This window comes from Micromonospora inyonensis (genome assembly GCF_900091415.1).
Taxonomy (GTDB): Bacteria; Actinomycetota; Actinomycetes; order Mycobacteriales; family Micromonosporaceae; genus Micromonospora; species Micromonospora inyonensis.
The window spans coordinates 2,768,134-2,786,363 of record NZ_FMHU01000001.1 but is presented as its reverse complement, the minus strand read 5'-3'; the positions used below and the strand labels follow the sequence as shown (position 1 = coordinate 2,786,363).

Below are 18,230 nucleotides of genomic sequence, written 5' to 3'. Positions count from 1 at the left end.
CCGGGGTGTGCTCAGCCCAGCGAGGCGCGGAGCGCGGCTTCCTTCTCGGCGACCAACTGCTCCAGCCCGGCCTGGTACGCCGTCATCCGCTCCCGCAGGACCGGATCGGCGGCGGCGAGGATACGCACGGCGAGCAGGCCGGCGTTGCGCGCACCGCCGATGGACACGGTGGCCACCGGCACGCCGGCCGGCATCTGCACGATGGAGAGCAGAGAGTCCATCCCGTCCAGGTGCTTCAACGGCACCGGCACGCCGATCACCGGCAGCGGGGTGGCGGAGGCGACCATGCCCGGCAGGTGGGCGGCACCACCGGCCCCGGCGATGATCACCTTCAGCCCTCGGTCGACGGCGGAGCGGGCGTAATCGATCATCTTGACCGGGGTCCGGTGCGCGGAGACCACGCCCACCTCGTGCGCCACGCCGAACTCGTCGAGCGCCTCGGCGGCGGCCCGCATGGTCGGCCAGTCCGAGTCGCTGCCCATGATCAGCCCGACGGTGCTCACGTTGGCCTTCCCTTCGTTCGCGGGAGCGGGGCCGACGAACTCGCCCCGCGCGGTCACTGGTGGCCCTCGCGCAACCAACGGGCGGCCCGCGCGGCCCTCGCCCGTACGTCGTCGAGGTCGTCACCGAGTACCGTTACGTGCCCGATCTTCCGGCCCGGTCGGACCTGCTTGCCGTAGAGGTGCACCTTCGCGCCCGGATCGGCGGCGAGGAGGTGGTGCAGCCGCTCGTCGATCCCCATGCCACCGGGCTCGCCGCCGAGCACGTTCGCCATCACCACGACCGGCGCGGTGAGCGAGGTGTCCCCCATCGGGTAGTCGAGGACCGCCCGCAGGTGCTGCTCGAACTGCGAGGTCCGGGCGCCCTCGATGGTCCAGTGCCCGGAGTTGTGCGGCCGCATCGCCAGCTCGTTGACCACCAGCCCGGTCGGGGTCTCGAAGAGTTCCACGGCGAGAAGACCGACCACGCCGAGCGCGGTGGCCAGGTCGATGGCGAGCTGGCCCGCGGCGATCGCCAGCTCCTCCGGCAGGTCGGGCGCGGGGGCCAGCACCTCGACGCAGATGCCGTCGCGTTGCACCGTCTCCACCACCGGATAGACGGCCACCTGCCCGAACGGCGAGCGGGCCACCTGCACGGCCAGCTCGCGGCGCAGCCGTACGCGCTCCTCGACGATCAGCGGGGTGCCGGCGGCGAGCAGGGTGCCGGCCAGCTCGGCGGCGTGCCCGGCGTCGTCGACCAGCCAGACGCCCCGGCCGTCGTACCCGCCGCGGGCCGCCTTGAGGACCACCGGCCAGCCGGTGCCGGTGCCGAATTCGACCAGGTCGTCCGGGATGGTGACCGGTCGCCAGGCCGGGACCGGGGCGCCCCGCGCGGTGAGCTTCTCCCGCATGACCTGCTTGTCCTGGGCGTGGACCAGCGCGTCGGCCGGCGGGTAGAGCGTCACCCCCTCGTCGGCCAGGGCGCGGATGTGCCCGGTGGGCACGTGCTCGTGGTCGAAGGTGACCACGTCGCAGCCCTTGGCGAAGGTGCGCAGCGCCGCCAGGTCGGTGTGATCGCCGTACTGCACGTCGGCGGCGACCAGGGCCGCGCCGTCGTCGGGGGCGAGGGCGAGCACGCGCAGTGACTGGCCGAGGGCGATCGCGGCCTGGTGGGTCATCCGGGCCAGCTGGCCACCGCCCACCATGCCGACAACGGGGAGACCGGTACGGGAGTCCATAGCGGCACCCAGCCTATCCGGGCGGTCCGAGGTGCCGGCAGTCGCCGCCGGTCGGGGTTTGCAGGGGTCCCCTCCTACACAAAAAGCGGTAACAGGGGGCCCCTCCTACCACCTCGACCGGGTGCGGGGCAGCACGACCTCATGCCGGGTGCGGCACTGGTGCGCGGGCGGGCTACCGGGCCGGTCGGGTGAGTTGGGTCACGAGGTCGTCGACGGTGCTCACCGGGCGTTGGCAGACGAAGCCCCGGCAGACGTAGGCGGTGGCACGGCCGTCGAGCATCGGCCGGTCGGCGAGCAGCGGCACCCCGGGTTGGTCCGGTCGGCCGGCGACGACCACCGCCCCGGGCGGGGCGTGCCGGTACGCGGCGGCGACCAGCGGGTCACCGGCCGGGTCGTCGGTGACCACGGCGATCTCGTACGGCCCGGAGAGCAGCGCCTCGCCGACGCCTGCCGCGTACCCGGTGAACCGGGCGTGCCGGCCGACCAGCGGGGCGACGGTCGCCAGCGCGGCCTCGGCCGCCTCCCGGTAGCGGGTCTCGCCGGTCAGCGCGGCGTAGTCGACCAGCGCGGCGACGATCGCCGACCGGCCGGAGGGGGTGGCGTTGTCGGTCGGGTCGGCGGGCCTGGTGACCAGGCGCTCGGCGTCGTCAGCGGTGTCGTAGAAGCCGCCACCGGGCGCGGCGAACCGGGCCAGCGCGGTGTCCAGCAGCTGCCCCGCCAGCTCCAGCCACCGCCCTTCGCCGGTGAGCTGGTGCATCGCGCAGAACGCCTCGGCCACACAGCCGTAGTCCTCCAGCACACCGGCCGGTTGGCCGACCACACCGTCGCGGGAGACCCGGCGCAGCCGGCCGTCGACGAGGTGTACGCCGGCGAGGTGCTCGGCCGCGTCCCGCATCGCGCCGTCGGCGACGATGGTCACGCCCTCCAGCAGGTTGTCCTCCCCGTCCGCACCGCTGGCGCCCCGGGTCTCGACCAGGCGGACGAACTCCGCGATCGCGGTGATCGCGAGGCCGTTCCAGGCGGCCACCACCTTGTCGTCGCGGGTGGGCTGGGGTCGGGTGTCCCGGGCGGCGAGCAGCCGGCGGGCGACGTCCTGCCAGCGGGCGCGCACCGCCGGGTCGGCGTCGTCGACGTCCCGGGCCAGCCTCAGCACGCTCGTCCCGTGTTCGAAGGTGCCGGACTCGGTGACCCCGAACAGGTCGGCGGCGAAGCGACCGTCGTCCTCGCCGAGCACCTCGACGAGCTGGGCCGGGGTCCAGACGTAGGTGAGTCCCTCGACGCCGTCGGTGTCCGCGTCGAGGGCGGAGGCGAAGCCCTCACCGGGGCGGTGCAGTTCGTCGGCGAGGAACCGGGCGACGTCCCGGGCCACCCGGGCGGCCAGCGGGTCGCCGGTGAGTCGCCAGAGCTGGGTGTACGCCCGCAGCAGCAGGGCGTTGTCGTAGAGCATCTTCTCGAAGTGCGGCACGGTCCAGTGCCCGTCCACCGAGTACCGGGCGAATCCGCCGGCGAGCTGGTCGTGGAGGCCGCCCCGGGCCATCGCCTCACAGGTGTGCCGGACGATCTCCAGCGATTGCCGGGAGCCGGTGCGCTGGTGGTGCCGGAGCAGGAAGAGCAGGTTCATGTGCGGCGGGAACTTCGGCGCGCCGCCGAAGCCGCCGTTCGTGGCGTCGTACTCCTGGGCGAGCTGGTCGGCGGCGGCGTCGAGCAGGTCGGCGGTGAGCGGGGTGGTGGGGCCGCCGACGGCCTGGGCGCCGCCGATCGCCTCGACCACCGCGGCCCCCTGCCGGAGTACGGCGTCGCGCTGCTCCCGCCAGGCGGTGCCGACCGATTCGAGCAGCCGGAGGAAGTTGGGCCGCGGGAAGTAGGTGCCGCAGAAGAACGGGGTGCCGTCCGGGGTGGTGAAGACGGTCATCGGCCAACCGCCCTGCCCGGTCATCGCCTGGGTGGCGGTCATGTACACCGCGTCCACGTCCGGGCGCTCCTCGCGGTCCACCTTGATCGCCACGAAGCTCTCGTTGAGCAGGCGGCCGACGGTCTCGTCCTCGAAGGACTCGTGGGCCATGACGTGGCACCAGTGGCAGGCCGAGTAGCCGACCGAGACGAGCACCGGCACGTCGCGCCGTTTCGCCTCGGCGAACGCCTCGTCGCACCAGGGCCACCAGTCGACCGGGTTGCCGGCGTGCTGCAGGAGGTACGGACTGGTGGCTTCGGCGAGTCGGTTCACCGCACGACCATAACCAGCGACCGGCATCCCGACGTCCCCGTCCTCGGAGGAACGCCCCACCTGGGACGGCGACCCCGGATTTTCGGCACGTGGGCGTAGCTCGACGGCTGACGCCCCGACATCCCGCACCCCGGAGTGGGCCGAGAGAGCGGGTCGGACCGGTTGGAACAGGGCGGCTCGGAGTGGGCGCGGAACGGCCGGGGTGGTGCCGGGGGCGGCTCGCAGCGGGTCGGGGTGGTCCGGGGGCTTCCCCTGGGACGCATTCATCGACTTTCATCAGTGCATGCCCGGCGACTGTCGCCGGTCTCCCCCAGGAGGCACGCATGCGCGGATCCCGCCCCCGGTCGGTGCTCACGCCCGTCGCCCTGGTCGCGACGCTGCTCGTCACCGGCTCCCCCGCCCAGGCGGTCGACCCGACCACCCGGGTCTCGGCCGCCACCACGGTCGACACCCACAACGCGTACGAGCGGGACACGTACCCCTACCTCGCCCAGGCGCTCGACGCCCGGCCTGGCATGATCGAGCTGGACGTCTGGCCGGACATCATCACCCGGCAGTGGCGGGTCAGCCACTCCAACCCGCTCGGCAACGACAACAACTGCGTCGCCGCGACCAGCGCCGACCAGCTCTACACCGGCACCCGGAACAAGAACCTCGAACACTGCCTGGACAACATCCAGCTCTGGCTGGCCGCCCACCCGGACACCGGCCCGCTGCACCTCAAACTGGAACTGAAGACCGGGTTCAGCAGCCGTACCGGGCAGGGGCCGGTGCAGCTCGACGCGGTGCTCGCCGCCCGGCTGGGCAGCCGGGTCTACCGCCCCGCCGAGCTGCGCGGCGGACACGCCTCGCTGGACGCCGCCGCCCGAGCCGACGCCTGGCCGACCCGGCAGCAGCTCGCCGGCCGGGTGATCGTCCACCTGATCCCCGGCACGGTCGAGCAGGGCAACCCGACCGACAGCCTGTGGACCGACGTCGAATACGCCCGCCACCTCAACGCGCTGGCCGCCGCCGGCACCCTGGCCAGTGCCCAGGCGTTCCCGGCCGTGCACAAGGCCCAGGCCGGCGACCCCCGCGTCCGGTACGCCGACGCCACCCTGCGCCCCTGGTTCGTGATCTTCGACGGGGACGCCGCCGCGTACGGCACCGGCGGGATCGACACCTCCTGGTACGACAACAACCACTACCTGCTGGTGATGACCGACGCGCAGAACGTCCCGCCCGCTGTGGGCGACACCGACCCGGTCGCCGCCCGCGCCCGAGTGGCCGAGCTGGCCGCGCGGCACGCCAGCGTCGCCTCCGCCGACTGGGCCGCCATTCCCGAAGTCGTCGACGACGTCCTCGACCGGGGCTGAACCGGAGCGGTTCGTCATCGCGTCAGCGGTGGGGCACGCCGCAGCCGCACCTGCTGGCGCGACGACGAGACGCGGGGAAACCTCTCAGGAGGCCCCGTCGGCGCGGAGCGGGAAGACGTTCGCGGTGGCCTGGTCCAGCAGCGAGCCGAGCACCGTGGAGATCTTGTCGGCGGGCATCGGCTTGAAGAAGTGGTAGCCCTGGGCTGCGGTGCAACCCAGCTCGGCCAGGGCGAGCCGCTGCTCCGCGGTCTCCACCCCCTCGGCGACCACCCGCAGCCCCAGCTCGTGGGCGAGCCCGACGGTGGTCCGGACGATCGCCGCCGCCTCCGGTGAGTCGGCCATCCGGATCACGAAGGAGCGGTCGACCTTCAGCTCGTCGACCGGTACCCGGGTCAGAAAGGTCAGCGACGAGAAACCGGTGCCGAAGTCGTCCACGGCGATCTGCACGCCCATCCCGCGCAGCGCGGCGAGCACCTCGTCGATCACCTCCAGCTCGCTCATCACCACCGTCTCGGTGATCTCCAGGACGAGCCGGCGCGGTGGCACGTCGTGCCGGCGCAGCGCCTCGGCGATCTCGGCGGGCAGGCGGGGATCGAGCAGGCTACGCGCGGAGAGGTTCACCGAGATCGGCACGTCCAACCCGTCCCGGGCCCAGTCGGCGGCGATGGCCAGCGCCTTGTCCAACACGTACCGGGTGAAGGCACCGAGCTGTTCACTGTGCTCGACCGGGCCGATGAAGTCGGCGGGGGTGAGCAGACCCCGGCGCGGGTGCAGCCAGCGGACCAGCGCCTCCACTCCGGTCGGCGCGCCGGTGGCCAGGTCGACCGCCGGTTGCAGGGCGAGGTGGAGCTGGTCGTCGACGGCCAGCGCCTCGCGCAGTTCGGCCAGCAGGGTCAACTGGTCGGTGCTGGCGTCGTCCCGGGAGCTGTCGTACGGGGCGACGCTTCCGCCGCCCTTCTTCGCCTGGTACATGGCGATGTCGGCCCGGCGCAGCAGCTCGGCCAGGTCGGCGGTGCCGGCGCCGGCCACCACCACCCCGACCGACACCTCGGTCGACATCCGCACCCCGGCCACCTCGGCCGGCGCGGCGAGCCGCTCCACGATCTCCCGGGCCCGGCGCAGCGCGTACGTCATCGGGGCGCTGCCGTGGTCCACCACCGGTAGGGCGGTCGTCAGCAGCGCGAACTCGTCGCCGCCGAGCCGACCGAGCAGGTCACCGGGGCGGATCAGGGAACCCAGCCGGTTCGCGGTCAGTTGGAGCAGGTGGTCGCCGGCACCGTGGCCGAGCGTGTCGTTGACCTCCTTGAAGTGGTTGACGTCCAGCAGCAGCAACGCCACCGGGTGGCCGTGCTCGAGCTGCCGCAACGCCTCGTCGCCCCGGGAGAGCAGGGCGGCCCGGTTGACCAGTCCGGTGAGCGGATCGTGCACGGCGTCGTACGACGACCGCGCGGTGATCCGACGCAACTCCCGGTGGGTCGCCGCGTCGTGCAGCGCGGCTGCCAGCGCGTCGCCGAAGGCGGTGAAGGCGTCCTGTTCGGAGTCGGTCGGTCCGGTCGAACCGGCGAGGCGGATCCGCAGCTCACCGACGCGGGTCGCGCCGACGGCGAGGGTACGGGCCAGCTCGTGCCAGGTGGCCGACGTGGGTTCCGGCGCGGCAGCGTCCCGCTCGGTCACCCGGCCGCCGACGTCCCCCCGGTACCGTCGCCACCGGCCGTCGTCCCTGGCCACGTGCACGTCGACCAGTTCGGCCCGGAAGAGGGTGAGTCCGCCGGTGACCGCAGCCGTGGCCACGCCCCGCTCGTCGAGCTGGTTGAGCGTCCCGGTGGTCTCGGCGAGCGTCCGCCACGTGCGGCGTTCGTCCTCGGCGCGCAGCCGGTGTCGGTAGGTCTGCTGAAGCAGCCAGCACGGTGGCGGCAGGAGCAGCAGCCAGCGCGGGTCGAGGCGGATCAGCGCGATGACCAGCAGTCCGATCACGACGTTGCCGACGAACATCAGCAGCTTGCCGCGAAGCGCCGCGAGCAGCGGCGGGGCGACGGTGGTGTCGTGCCGCAGGGCGAGGGCGAGGCCGCCGAGCGCGGCGCTGGCCAGCAGGTACGTGGCGGCACCGGCGAGCAGGGCGAGGGCGAGGCTCGGGGTGGGCGGGGCGAGGAAGGGCTGCCCGAGGGCGGTGGTGACCACCACGGCGGTGGCGGTGGCGGCGCTGACGGTGGCCACTATCCGGACGAGGTCCACGATGGAACGCCGGTCGGTCAGCAGCGACAGCAGACCCCAGGTGACCGTCGTGCCGACCAGCGCGGCCGCCGGGAGCCAGCCGGCCGGGGCCAGGTACAGGGAGACGATCAGGGCGGCCTCGCCCCAGGTGATGCTGACCATCCCGGCGACGGCCCGGAACCGGATCCGGGCCAGCTGGGCGGTGCCGAACACCGCGACGGCGATACCGAGCCGGGCCAGCGGGGGCAGCGAGTCGTCCGGGGAGAGCCGGGCGGGGACGGCGAACCCGGCCACGGCGGCGGTCAGCGCGACCAGCAGGAGCACACCGATGAGCAGGCGGACCCGGGTCGGGGCGTCCCGGAGGCCGAGCCGGTCCGGTGCCCGGCGGTCCGGATCGGGGATCACGGCGCCGCTCCGTCCGGCCGCTCTCCGGCCCGTCGGCGGGCAGCCGGTGCTGTCCTGGTCACTGGCGCCCCCCTCCCGCGCACGGCTCGGGGGCCGATGGTCCCCCGGCGGAAGGCTAAGCCAAACCGGGGGACCGCAACAGAGGGCGACGCCCCCGTTTGACCCGGATCATGCCCGCAAGAACGCCTTGCGGTGCTGCTGGCACCCGCACTGGGCGTTCGTCGGGTTTCTACTGTGACGTGGACCGTTCTGTCGGATCAACGACTGCCTCGCTCTTCGCGACCTCCGTCGACGCTGCCTGGTCCGGGAACCTGTCCGGCAGACGCCGCAGGCGGGCGTTCATGTTGCGGATCAGCAGCACGGTGGCGGCGCCGAGGATCAGGATGAGGAACAGGCCCATCGGGCCGGCGAGACCACCGGTACGGGTGTCCCCGAAGTTGTTCTGGGCGAGCACCTGCGCGGCGGTCAGCATGAATCTCCTCCGGTCTGCGGACTACGACCAGGGTAGCCCCACGAGCGGTCAGCAGGCATGGGCCCTCTCCCGAACCCCGGCGAAGAGGTCCGACTCGGGCAGCGCGCTGTCGACCAGGGAACGGGCCAGGATGAAGTCCTCGGTCGGCCAGGCGCGGCGTTGCAGGTCCATCGGGACGTGGAACCAGAAGCCGTCCGGGTCGACCTGGGTGGCGTGGGCGCGCAGCGCGTCGTCGCGGACCGGGAAGTAGTCCGCGCACTCGACCCGGGTGGTGACCCGGGGGCCCTTGTCCTCCCGGTCCTCCCAGCGCTCCAGCCACTGCGCGTACGGGGACTCCAGACCGGCCTCGACCATCGCCTCGTGCAGGGCGGTGACCTTGCTCTTGGAGAAGCCCATGTCGTAGTAGAGCTTCAGCGGCTGCCAGGGGTCGCCGAGGTCCGGGTAGCGCTCCGGGTCACCGGCCGCCTCGAAGGCCGCGACGCTGATCTTGTGGCACATGATGTGGTCCGGGTGCGGGTACCCGCCGTCCTCGTCGTACGTGGTCACCACGTGCGGCTTGAACTCGCGCATCAGCCGGACCAGCGCGCCGGCCGCCACCTCGACGTCCTGGAGGGCGAAGCACCCCTGGGGCAACGGCGGCAGCGGATCGCCCTCGGGCAGCCCCGAGTCCACGAAGCCCAGCCAGGCCTGCTCGACACCGAGGATGGCCCGCGCCGCGTCCATCTCGGCCCGCCGGACCTCGCCGATGTTGGCCCAGACCTCCGGCCGGTCCAGCTTGGGGTTCAACACGCTTCCGCGTTCCCCTCCGGTACACGTCACGATCAGCACGTCCACCCCCTCGGCGACGTACTTGGCCGTGGTCGCGGCGCCCTTGCTCGACTCGTCGTCGGGATGGGCGTGGACGGCCATGAGACGCAGTTGCTCTGCCAAAGCCGCACTCCTCGTCTGTGCCCGGCACCGGACCCCACGGGCCGGGCGGGTGAGCTGCCGATATCTCCACCAGCCCCGGTGACCGGCTGCCGACCTGTCAGCATGGGCACTGACCTGCCAACATCGCAGCGTGGACGGGCTGAGAGGATGGACCAGGCCCATTCTTCCCGAAGCCTGTGACGACGACGCCAGGAGATGCCCACCGGTGACCGAGACGCACGCCACAACTACACCGGGTGCGCCGGTATTCCCGCCCGGCCGGTACGGTCGGCGCCGGAATCCCGGCCCGCGTCGCCCGTGGCTGACCGCGGTGCTGCTGGCGGTCGCGCTCGCCGTCTCCGGACTGGTCGCGTTCCGCCTCTACCAGCAGTACGGCGACCCGACCTACGACGTCCAGGTGATCACCTACACCGACATCACCGACACGCAGGTGGTGGTGGCGTTCCGGGTCACCGTGCCGCCCGGCGGGTCGGCGGTCTGCCTGCTGCGGGCCCGCGACGTCGACGGCGCGGAGGTGGCCCGCGAACAGGTGACGGTGACCGCCCCGGGCGACGAGCGGAGCATCACCACCCGGCACCGGCTGACCACGTCAGCCCGCCCCTTCATCGGCGAGGTCGTGCGCTGCCGACCATCGTCCTGAGCTGCGGAAACGCTTCCACGCAGCGGCACCGGGCGGTCACCGGCGGTATTCGCCGGCCCGGAGCCGGGTGCGGCACTGGTAACTTGGTAGTTCACCTGTCAGCCAGCCCGCACAACCAAGGAGAACGCCTGTGTCCACCACTGGCAACGAGGCGCCCGCCACCTGGCTGTCCCAGGACGCGTACGACCGCCTGAAGGCCGAACTCGACGAGCTGATCGCCAACCGCCCGGCGATGGCTGCCGAGATCAACGCCCGGCGCGAGGAGGGCGACCTGCGGGAGAACGGTGGCTACCACGCCGCCCGCGAGGAGCAGGGCAAGCAGGAGGGGCGCATCCGCTACCTCCAGGAGTTCCTGCGCACCGCCCAGGTCGGTGAGGCACCCAGCGCCGACGTGGTGACGCCCGGCATGGTCGTGACGATCTACTTCGACGACGACGCCGACGACAGCGAGACCTTCCTGCTCGGCTCGCGGGAGATCGCGTCCACCACGGAGCTGACCGTCTACAGCCCGGAGTCGGCCCTCGGGAGGGCCATCCTGGGCGCGCGCTCCGGGCAGGCCGTCACCTACACCGCGCCCAGCGGCGCGGACATCAAGGTGACCGTCGTGTCGTTCGAGCCGTTCACTGGCTGACCGGCCCACCCTTCCCCACGCCGTCCACCGGGGCGTGCGGCCCACGCGGGCCGCACGCCCCGACGGTTTCCACGCCCGCCCCGAGGCGGCGCACGCCGCGTTCGCCCGGCCTCACGCCTCCGGGGCGGCGAAGACCTGGTAGCCGTTGGCCCGCAGGGCGCTGATCAGCGTGTCGGAGTGGTCGGCGCCCCGGGTCTCCACCGAGAGCGCCACCTCCACCTCGCCGAGTCGCAGGTGCGGGTGGACCCGCTGGTGCACCACGTCCACCACGTTGGCGCGGTGCTCGGCGATCTGGGTCAGCAGGGAGGCGAGCTGTCCGGGTCGGTCCACGCACCGGACGGTGATCCGCAGGAAGCGACCGGCTGCGGCGAGGCCGCGCTCGATCACCCGCAGCATCAGCAGCGGGTCGATGTTCCCACCGGAGAGCACCGCCACCGTCGGCGCGCCCACCTCGACCGCACCGGCGAGCAGTGCCGCCACCCCGACCGCGCCGGCCGGCTCCACCACCTGCTTGTTCCGTTCCAGCAGCATCAGCAGCGCCCGGGAGATGTCCTCGTCGCTTACCGTGACCACCTCGTCGACGAGCTTGTGCACGTGGGTGAAGGTGAGGTCACCGGGACGCCCGACCGCGATGCCGTCGGCGATGGTGCTGAAGGCCGACAGGCGCACCGGCTCCCCGGCCGCCAGCGAGGGCGGGAACGCCGCCGCCCCGGCCGCCTGCACCCCGACCACCCGTACGTCGGGGCGGAGCGCCCGGACCACCACGGCGATCCCGGAGACCAGGCCACCCCCGCCCACGCCGGTCACGATGGTCCGCACCTCCGGGCACTGCTCCAGGATCTCCAGCGCCACGGTGCCCTGCCCGGCGATCACGTCCGGGTGGTCGAAGGGGTGGATGAACACCGCCCCGGTCCGCTCGGCGAAGGTCTGCGCCGCCACCAGGGACTCGTCCACGGTCGCGCCGACGAGCTGCACCTGCGCGCCGTACCCCTTGGTCGCCGCCACCTTGGGCAGCGGCGCGTTCACCGGCATGAAGACGGTGGCGGTGGCGCCGAGCAGGCCGGCGGCGAGCGCCACGCCCTGCGCGTGGTTGCCGGCGCTGGCGGCGACCACGCCCCGGGCCCGCTCCGCCGCGCTGAGCCGGGCGATCCGCACGTACGCGCCCCGCACCTTGTACGACCCGGCGCGTTGCAGGTGCTCGCACTTGAGCCAGATGGGCCCGCCCAGCGCGGCGGTGAGCGGGCGGGAGGGCTCCATCGGGGTGGCCCGGGTGACCCCGGCCAGCAGTTCCCGCGCTGCCTGGACGTCGGCGAGGCCGACCAGCTCCGTCATGCCCTGATGGTGCCACCTGCTCCTGGTGACGGCATCGGGCACGACGGCCCGGGCCAGTTGTCGGGGCCGGCCCGCCCTGGACGGTCACGCGGCGGCCGGCGATCCCGTTCCGACGCGCGGGTACCCGGGGGCGTGCCGCGCCCAGGGCGCCTGCATCTCGAACTGCCCGGCCACACCGAGCAGCAGCAGCTCGGAGCCGGGCGGGCCGACCAGCTGCACCGCCACCGGCAGGCCGTCGGGACGCCGCCCGACCGGCACCACCAGCGCCGGCAGGCCGGCGATGTTCCACGGCGCGGCGTACGGAGCGTACCGGATGCTGGTGCTCATGTTCGACCGCCAGGACCGGCCCGACCAGGTCTGCGCTGCCGGCGGCGCGCTGGCCAGCGCGGGGGTGAGCAGCAGGTCGACCGAGTGGTCGGCGAAGAAGCCGATCGACCGTTCGCGCCAGGCGTCCCGGTCGGCCTGGCGGACGTAGCCGCGGCGCTGCGCCCACTCCCCCAGGGCGACGTGCCGCCGGCTGCGCCGCTGGAGGTGCCGGCGTTCCAGGCCACCGGCCCGGACGTCGACGGCGGCGGCGGCGAGCCAGGTCGCGACGCCCTTGAGCCCGAGCGCGGTCGGGTACACCGGGTCGGCCGGCACGGTGTCGTGGCCGGCGGCGGCGAGCAGCCGGCCGGCGGCGGCCACCGCGTCCCGGTTGGGGTGGTCGGCGGCGATACCGCGCACCGGCGAGCGCAGCGAGACACCCACCCGCAGCCGCTGCGGGGGCACCAGCTTCTCCTGGGGACGGCCGGCGAGCACCTGGAAGCCCACCGCCGCGTCGGCGACCGTGGTGGTCAGCATGCCGTGCTCGGCGAGGCCGAACCAGTCCTCCGCACCGAGCTGCCAGGGCACCACACCCCGGCCGGGCTTGAGCCCGACCAGGCCGCAGCAGGCCGCCGGGATGCGGATCGAGCCGAGACCGTCGTTGGCGTGCGCGATCGGCACCAGTCCGGCGGCCACCGCCGCGGCGGCACCGCCGGACGAGCCACCCGGCGTCCGGCCCGGGTCCCACGGGTTGCGGGTGACGGCCGTCTCGTCGTCGGTCACCGCCCACAACCCGAGTTCCGGCATCCGGGTGACGCCGAGGATGACCGCGCCCGCGCCGCGCAGCCGGCGGACCACCTCGTGGTCGCTCTCCGCGACCGGGGTACGCACGGCGGCCGAGCCCCGCCAGGTGGGCAGGCCGGCGACCGGCGTGTTCTCCTTGACCGCGACCGGCACCCCGGCCAGTGGCAGGTTCGCCAGGTCCTCCTGCTCGTCGACCTTCTCCGCCTCGGTGATCGCCTCCCCGCCGCGTACCGTGCGGAACGCGGCGAGGTCGGCGTCGGCCCGGGCGATGTGGTCGAGGTGGTCGGCGACCACCTGGGTCGCCGAGACGTCACCCCGGCGTACGCCCCGGGCGATCTGCTTCGCGGTCGCCCCGACCCAGGTCGGCATGATGTCCTGCACGGCCACCCTCCCCAGCCAGCGGTCAGCCCAGCGCCTGCTCCAGATCGGCGAGCAGGTCGTCGACCGTCTCGATGCCGACAGACAGTCGCACGAGATCGCCGGGAACTTCAAGCGGCGAGCCGGCGGCACTTGCGTGTGTCATCCGGCCCGGGTGCTCGATCAGGGATTCCACCCCGCCGAGGGACTCGGCGAGGACGAAGAGCCGGGAGCGGTTGCAGATTTCGACCGCGTGCTCCTCGCCACCGGTGGCCCGGAAGGAGATCATGCCGCCGAACCGGCGCATCTGCTTGGCGGCCACCTCGTGGCCGGGGTGCGACGGCAGGCCGGGGTAGATCACCTCGGCCACCTTCGCGTGCCCGTCCAGGTAGGTGGCGATCCGCTCGGCGTTGTCGCAGTGCCGGTCCATCCGAACGCCGAGGGTCTTGACGCCGCGCAGGGTGAGCCAGGCGTCGAACGGGCCGTTGACCGCACCCATCGCGTTCTGGTGGTAGCGCAGCTGCTCGCCCAGCTCCCGGTCGGCCGCGACCAGGGCGCCACCGACCACGTCGGAGTGGCCGCCGACGTACTTGGTGGTGGAGTGCACCACCACGTCCGCGCCGTGTGCGATGGGCTGCTGGAGGTACGGCGAGGCGAAGGTGTTGTCGACCACCAGCAGCGCCCCCGCGTCGTGCGCGACCCCGGCCAGCGCGGCGATGTCGGCGATGCCGAGCAGCGGGTTGGTCGGCGTCTCCACCCAGACGATCTTCGTGCTGCCGGGGCGGATCGCCGCCCGTACGGCGTCCGGGTCGGAGACCTTCGCCGGGGTGTACGCCAGCCCCCAGCGCTCGGCGACCTTCGCGAAGAGCCGGTACGTGCCGCCGTACGCGTCGTCCGGGATGACCACGTGGTCACCCGGCCTGCAGACGGTCCGCAGCACGGTGTCCTCGGCGGCCAGGCCGCTGGCGAAGGCGAGGCCGACCGGGCCGCCCTCGAGCGCGGCGAGGCACTCCTGGAGGGCGTCGCGGGTCGGGTTGCCGGACCGGCTGTACTCGTAACCCAGCCGGGGCGCACCGACGGCGTCCTGGGCGTAGGTGCTGGTCTGATAGATCGGTGGGATCACCGCGCCGGTGCGGGCCTCCGGGTCCTGGCCGGCGTGGATCGCGAGCGTCTCGAAACCGTGGTTCATTCCCGACAGGCTAGTGCCCGGCCGGTGCGCGATCCGTGAAGTGCGCCGCGCGACCCGGCCCGGCGGCCACGTGCGGCATTAGCCTGCCCGGATGAGCGGGTGCGTGTTCTGCGGCATCGTGGCGGGTACGGTACCGGCGTTCCGGGTCACCGACGAGGCGGACGGGGTGGCGTTCCTGGACACCCGGCCGGTGTTCCGGGGGCACGTGCTGGTGGCGCCCCGGACCCACCTGGTGACCCTGGCCGACCTGCCGCCGGAGTCCATCGCCGGCTACTTCGGGCTGGTCCGCCGGCTCGCCGTGGCGGTCGAGGCCGGGCTGGACGCGGGCGGCACCTTCGTGGCGATGAACAACAAGGTCTCCCAGTCGGTGCCGCACCTGCACACCCACGTGGTGCCCCGGACGAAGGGCGACGGGCTGCGCGGCTTCTTCTGGCCCCGGACCCGTTACGCCGACGATGCCGAGGCGCAGTCCTACGCCGACCGCGTCGCGGCGGCTCTCTCCTCCGGCCCTGGGCGGGTGTAGCGGGTGATCCAGAGGCCGGGGACGGGTTCGGCGTCACCGAGCACCACGAAGCCGGACGACTCGTAGAGCGCCCGTGCCGGCCGGTTCGCCCGGCCGGTGGCGACGACCACGGTGCGGCCGCCGGCCCGGGTCAGCACCTCACCGACCAGCATCCGGCCGACGCCGCGCCGGTGGGCGGCCGGGTCGACCACGAGCCGGTCGATGTCGACCGTCGTCGCGTCCTCCGTCCAGGCCACCGCGCCGACCAGGCGACCTCCACCGGACCCACCCGCCCCCGCGTCATCGGCCGCCGTGTGACCGGTTGCCACGTGGTCGGTCGCCTCGTCTTCGGTCGCCGCGTCATCGGCGACGGCGGCGAGCCAGCGCAGGGGCGCGGCGCGCAGCTGGTCGAGGGTCTCCCTCAGGGTGGGGATGCGGTCGTCGCCGATCAGCGCCGCCTCCACCGCGTACGCGGCCCGCTGCACCCGCAGCAGCGCCCGCGCCACCGCCTCGTCCGTGCCCGGCTCCATCTCCCTGATCTGCATCAGCAGAGATGGTGGCAGCGACCGGCTGGTCGGGGCAGTGGTTTTTCCCGCCGGGGTCATGTAAGGAACTCCGGTGCTTGATCAGCCCGGTGGTCCTGGGATTGCATGAGCATCCCGGTTGGTCCGGTGGGTGGCGACGAGTTGGGGTCTGAGGGAGAGCCTCGTACCGCTGATTGCCACCGCTGGTCTGGCCACGGATGCCCCGGATGAGGGAAGTGGGCCGGCCCTGCGAGGCCGGGCCCGGTTGCAGCACATGAGTGGGAGCCGTCGTCGGAGGGCTCTGCCTCCTTGGGACCGTGGCTGTCGTGCGGTGTTGACCTGCGCGGATCGCCGGAGCAGGTAGATGGTCTATGTGCCTGGGAGGCGGTGAGTGCAGCGCAGGTTGGTCGGTATCGATTTGGGGATCGCGTCGGCGCACACGGTACGGGTGCGTGACGAGGCCGGACGGGAGGTGTGCCGGCGGCGGTGCGAGCCGACGGTGGAGAGCCTGACCGCGATCGAGTCCGCGGCGTTGGCCGGCGCTGCGACGGGGACGCGGTTGGAGGTGGTGATCGAGCCGACCGGGCCGGCGTGGCTGCCGATCGCGGTGTTCTTCACCGCTCGGGGGCATCTGGTGTTCCGGGTGTCGAGTGCGAAGGCGGCGGATCTGCGCCGGTTCCTGTCGCGGCATGCGAAGTCCAACGGCATCGACGCGGATACCCTGGCCCGCCTGCCGTTGATCGACCCGGACGGGCTACGGCCCCTCGAACTGCCGGGCGCGGCCGCGGCGGCGTTGGACCGGCGGGTGCGCGCGTGTGACCGGCTGACCATGGCCGCATCCGAGCACAAGGTGCGGATCAAGGATCTGGTCCGGCAGGTCATGCCGTGCACCCCGCTGACCGGTGATCTGGGCAAGGCCGATCTGGCGGTGCTGGAACGCTACGCCGACCCGCGTGCCCTGCTGCGGCTGGGCCGGGCCCGGCTGACCGCGCTGATCGTCAAGGCCTCCCACAACCACCAAGGAGCGGCACGCGCCGAGCAGTGGCTGGCCGCCGCCCAAGCGGCGGTCGACCTCTACGGTGATCACCCGGCGGTCGCGTTCACCGACCTGGCCGCCGAGATCGCCACCGAGGTCCGGCTACTACGCGCCATCGCCACCGAGCTGGCCGCGCACGCGGCCGAGCGGGAGACCTGCTACCGGTGGGTCGACCCGATGCAACTGGCCCGTAGCCTGCCCGGCCTGGCCGAGGTCGGCGGACCGGCGATGACCGCGGTCATCGGTGACGCCGCCCGGTTCCCCACCGCGGCGCACTTCAAGTCCTACTTGGGGCTGGCGCCGCGCGCGTCAGAGACCGGTGACACCGACCGCAAGGGCCAGCCGATGTCCAAGGCCGGCTCCCGGCTGGCCCGGGCCACTCTGATCCGGGCCGCGGACTGGGCCCGCAAGCAGGACCCGCAGCTCGCGCGCGTCTACCACCAGCAGATGGTCGAACGCGGTGCCGAACACCTCAAGGCCAGCTGTGTGGTCGCGGCCCGGCTCGCCGAACGGCTCTGGACCGTGATGCGCCGCCGCATGCCGTATGTCATCTGCGACATCGACGGCACCCCGGTCACCCCACAGCAGGCGAAACAGATCATCGCGCAGCAGTGGACCGTGACCGAGGAGATCCGCCGCAGGCGGCGCAGCAACAAGCGCAGGGCGGGGAAGGCCCCTCACCAAGTCCTCACGGGACATGACCGAAAAGACGCCCGAAGCGTACGAACGAGGCGACCTTCCCCACCCGAATCCTCCGCGACACCGTCACGGACCGTCAAGCAACCCGCCGTCTTGACAACCGATCCTCGATAGGGAATCAGCGGGTGCCGACGGTTCGTCGCCCGGACCGCCCGTGATCGCCTGACCGGCGGCTGAACGGGTAAGGACGTGGGACCCGCCGGCGTTGCAGGATAGACGGATACGAGAGGAGTCATCGTGTTCCTGCGCCGCATGAAGGCCGAAATGATCACGCCCGACCAGGCCCTGCCCGGCCGGCCCCTGGCGATGCCGGTCAGCGACCGGCACGAGGTGCTCGGCACCCCGCTGAAGGGCCCGTTCCCCGAGGGCGCGCAGGTGGCGGTCTTCGGGATGGGCTGCTTCTGGGGCGCGGAGCGCCTGTTCTGGGGCCTTCCCGGCGTGATCACCACCTCCGTCGGGTACGCGGGCGGCTACACCCCCAACCCGACGTACGAGGAGGTCTGCTCCGGTCGTACCGGCCACGCCGAGGTGGTCCAGGTGGTCTACGACCCCACGACGATCGCGTACGAGGACCTGCTCAAGGTCTTCTGGGAGAACCACGACCCGACCCAGGGCATGCGCCAGGGCAACGACGTCGGCACCCAGTACCGGTCGACCATCTACACCACCAGCGACGAACAGGCCGCCACCGCGAAGGCATCCCGGGACGCGTTCGCCCCGATCGTGGCCCGCGCCGGCCGGGGAGAGATCACCACGGAGATCGACCAGCTCGGCGACTACTTCTTCGCCGAGGACTACCACCAGCAGTACCTCGCCCCGACGAAAAACCCGAGTGGTTATTGCAATCATGGCCCTAATGGCATGACTTGTCCGATTGGCGTGGCCAAGATCGCCTAGGC

16 protein-coding genes are annotated in these 18,230 nt (G+C 72.9%); 6 read left to right on the top strand and 10 right to left on the bottom strand.

Annotated elements, in window-relative coordinates; genetic code table 11:
• Positions 1 to 11 precede the first annotated feature (11 nt).
• From purE to GA0074694_RS12605, 3 genes are all read right to left on the bottom strand, one after another.
• Entirely contained in the window at positions 12 to 503 is a 492-nt protein-coding gene (gene purE, locus GA0074694_RS12615) for a 5-(carboxyamino)imidazole ribonucleotide mutase (RefSeq protein ID WP_091459057.1), read from the bottom strand.
• A gap of 53 nt (positions 504 to 556) precedes the next feature.
• Positions 557 to 1,717 carry a 5-(carboxyamino)imidazole ribonucleotide synthase gene (locus GA0074694_RS12610; protein WP_091457405.1) on the bottom strand — a complete coding sequence of 387 codons (1,161 nt, stop codon included), beginning with the start codon at positions 1,715 to 1,717 and terminating at the stop codon, positions 557 to 559.
• A gap of 172 nt (positions 1,718 to 1,889) precedes the next feature.
• Complete coding sequence (locus GA0074694_RS12605) at positions 1,890 to 3,941, bottom strand: thioredoxin domain-containing protein (protein WP_091457401.1); 2,052 nt, start codon at positions 3,939 to 3,941, stop codon at positions 1,890 to 1,892.
• Positions 3,942 to 4,264: 323 nt separating this feature from the next.
• Here GA0074694_RS12605 and GA0074694_RS12600 point away from each other — a divergent pair, with 323 nt between their 5' ends.
• Complete coding sequence (locus tag GA0074694_RS12600) at positions 4,265 to 5,296, top strand: phosphatidylinositol-specific phospholipase C domain-containing protein (protein WP_091457398.1); 1,032 nt, start codon at positions 4,265 to 4,267, stop codon at positions 5,294 to 5,296.
• 84 nt (positions 5,297 to 5,380) lie between these two features.
• On the opposite strand, the gene GA0074694_RS12595 is transcribed toward GA0074694_RS12600, so the two are convergent.
• The 3 genes from GA0074694_RS12595 to mca form a co-directional block, all read right to left on the bottom strand.
• Entirely contained in the window at positions 5,381 to 7,912 is a 2,532-nt protein-coding gene (locus GA0074694_RS12595) for a putative bifunctional diguanylate cyclase/phosphodiesterase (RefSeq protein WP_091457394.1), read from the bottom strand.
• Positions 7,913 to 8,141: 229 nt separating this feature from the next.
• A complete protein-coding gene (locus tag GA0074694_RS12590) occupies positions 8,142 to 8,384 on the bottom strand; it encodes a hypothetical protein (protein ID WP_091457391.1) in 243 nt (80 codons plus the stop codon).
• A 48-nt stretch (positions 8,385 to 8,432) separates the two neighbouring features.
• Positions 8,433 to 9,314, bottom strand: a complete 882-nt coding sequence (gene mca / locus GA0074694_RS12585) for a mycothiol conjugate amidase Mca (protein ID WP_091457387.1) — start codon at positions 9,312 to 9,314, stop codon at positions 8,433 to 8,435.
• Positions 9,315 to 9,519: 205 nt separating this feature from the next.
• Between mca and GA0074694_RS12580 the strand changes: the two genes are divergently transcribed.
• Positions 9,520 to 9,954, top strand: coding sequence for a DUF4307 domain-containing protein (locus tag GA0074694_RS12580; RefSeq protein ID WP_091457383.1), 435 nt, complete (start codon positions 9,520 to 9,522; stop codon positions 9,952 to 9,954).
• 130 nt (positions 9,955 to 10,084) lie between these two features.
• The gene (gene greA / locus GA0074694_RS12575) at positions 10,085 to 10,585 is read left to right on the top strand and encodes a transcription elongation factor GreA (protein WP_091457378.1); all 501 of its coding nucleotides are present in this window, start codon (positions 10,085 to 10,087) and stop codon (positions 10,583 to 10,585) included.
• 111 nt (positions 10,586 to 10,696) lie between these two features.
• Here greA and ilvA read toward each other — a convergent pair whose 3' ends face one another.
• The 3 genes from ilvA to GA0074694_RS12560 all read right to left on the bottom strand — a co-directional run bounded on the left by ilvA (position 10,697) and on the right by GA0074694_RS12560 (position 14,570).
• On the bottom strand, positions 10,697 to 11,917 hold the full coding sequence (ilvA, locus tag GA0074694_RS12570; RefSeq protein ID WP_091457374.1) for a threonine ammonia-lyase: 1,221 nt from the start codon (positions 11,915 to 11,917) through the stop codon (positions 10,697 to 10,699).
• Between the two features lie 84 nt (positions 11,918 to 12,001).
• Positions 12,002 to 13,411: an amidase gene (locus GA0074694_RS12565; protein WP_091457371.1), complete on the bottom strand. Its 1,410-nt coding sequence runs from the start codon at positions 13,409 to 13,411 to the stop codon at positions 12,002 to 12,004.
• A 16-nt stretch (positions 13,412 to 13,427) separates the two neighbouring features.
• On the bottom strand, positions 13,428 to 14,570 hold the full coding sequence (locus tag GA0074694_RS12560; RefSeq protein ID WP_091457367.1) for a cystathionine gamma-synthase: 1,143 nt from the start codon (positions 14,568 to 14,570) through the stop codon (positions 13,428 to 13,430).
• Between the two features lie 91 nt (positions 14,571 to 14,661).
• On the opposite strand from GA0074694_RS12560, the gene GA0074694_RS12555 reads away from it, so the two are divergent.
• Positions 14,662 to 15,093, top strand: coding sequence for an HIT family protein (locus tag GA0074694_RS12555; RefSeq protein ID WP_091457364.1), 432 nt, complete (start codon positions 14,662 to 14,664; stop codon positions 15,091 to 15,093).
• On the opposite strand, the gene GA0074694_RS12550 is transcribed toward GA0074694_RS12555, so the two are convergent.
• Positions 15,042 to 15,617 (bottom strand): GNAT family N-acetyltransferase, encoded by a 576-nt coding sequence (locus GA0074694_RS12550; RefSeq protein ID WP_091457360.1) that lies wholly within the window; start codon positions 15,615 to 15,617, stop codon positions 15,042 to 15,044. The two genes, GA0074694_RS12555 and GA0074694_RS12550, sit on opposite strands and share 52 nt — an antisense overlap.
• A gap of 370 nt (positions 15,618 to 15,987) precedes the next feature.
• Between GA0074694_RS12550 and GA0074694_RS12545 the strand changes: the two genes are divergently transcribed.
• The gene (locus tag GA0074694_RS12545) at positions 15,988 to 17,445 is read left to right on the top strand and encodes a transposase (protein WP_091457356.1); all 1,458 of its coding nucleotides are present in this window, start codon (positions 15,988 to 15,990) and stop codon (positions 17,443 to 17,445) included.
• Between the two features lie 123 nt (positions 17,446 to 17,568).
• Entirely contained in the window at positions 17,569 to 18,228 is a 660-nt protein-coding gene (gene msrA, locus GA0074694_RS12540) for a peptide-methionine (S)-S-oxide reductase MsrA (RefSeq protein ID WP_091457353.1), read from the top strand.
• The last annotated feature ends 2 nt before the right edge of the window (positions 18,229 to 18,230 follow it).

What these genes read in the sequence shown, in the direction of transcription:
- GA0074694_RS12560 (WP_091457367.1), bottom strand. Translation starts at nt 14,570, where the DNA reads ATGAACCACGGTTTCGAGACGCTCGCGATCCACGCCGGCCAGGACCCG.
- GA0074694_RS12610 (WP_091457405.1), bottom strand. Translation starts at nt 1,717, where the DNA reads ATGGACTCCCGTACCGGTCTCCCCGTTGTCGGCATGGTGGGCGGTGGC.
- GA0074694_RS12590 (WP_091457391.1), bottom strand. Translation starts at nt 8,384, where the DNA reads ATGCTGACCGCCGCGCAGGTGCTCGCCCAGAACAACTTCGGGGACACC.
- GA0074694_RS12600 (WP_091457398.1), top strand. Translation starts at nt 4,265, where the DNA reads ATGCGCGGATCCCGCCCCCGGTCGGTGCTCACGCCCGTCGCCCTGGTC.
- GA0074694_RS12555 (WP_091457364.1), top strand. Translation starts at nt 14,662, where the DNA reads ATGAGCGGGTGCGTGTTCTGCGGCATCGTGGCGGGTACGGTACCGGCG.
- ilvA (WP_091457374.1), bottom strand. Translation starts at nt 11,917, where the DNA reads ATGACGGAGCTGGTCGGCCTCGCCGACGTCCAGGCAGCGCGGGAACTG.
- GA0074694_RS12550 (WP_091457360.1), bottom strand. Translation starts at nt 15,617, where the DNA reads ATGCAGATCAGGGAGATGGAGCCGGGCACGGACGAGGCGGTGGCGCGG.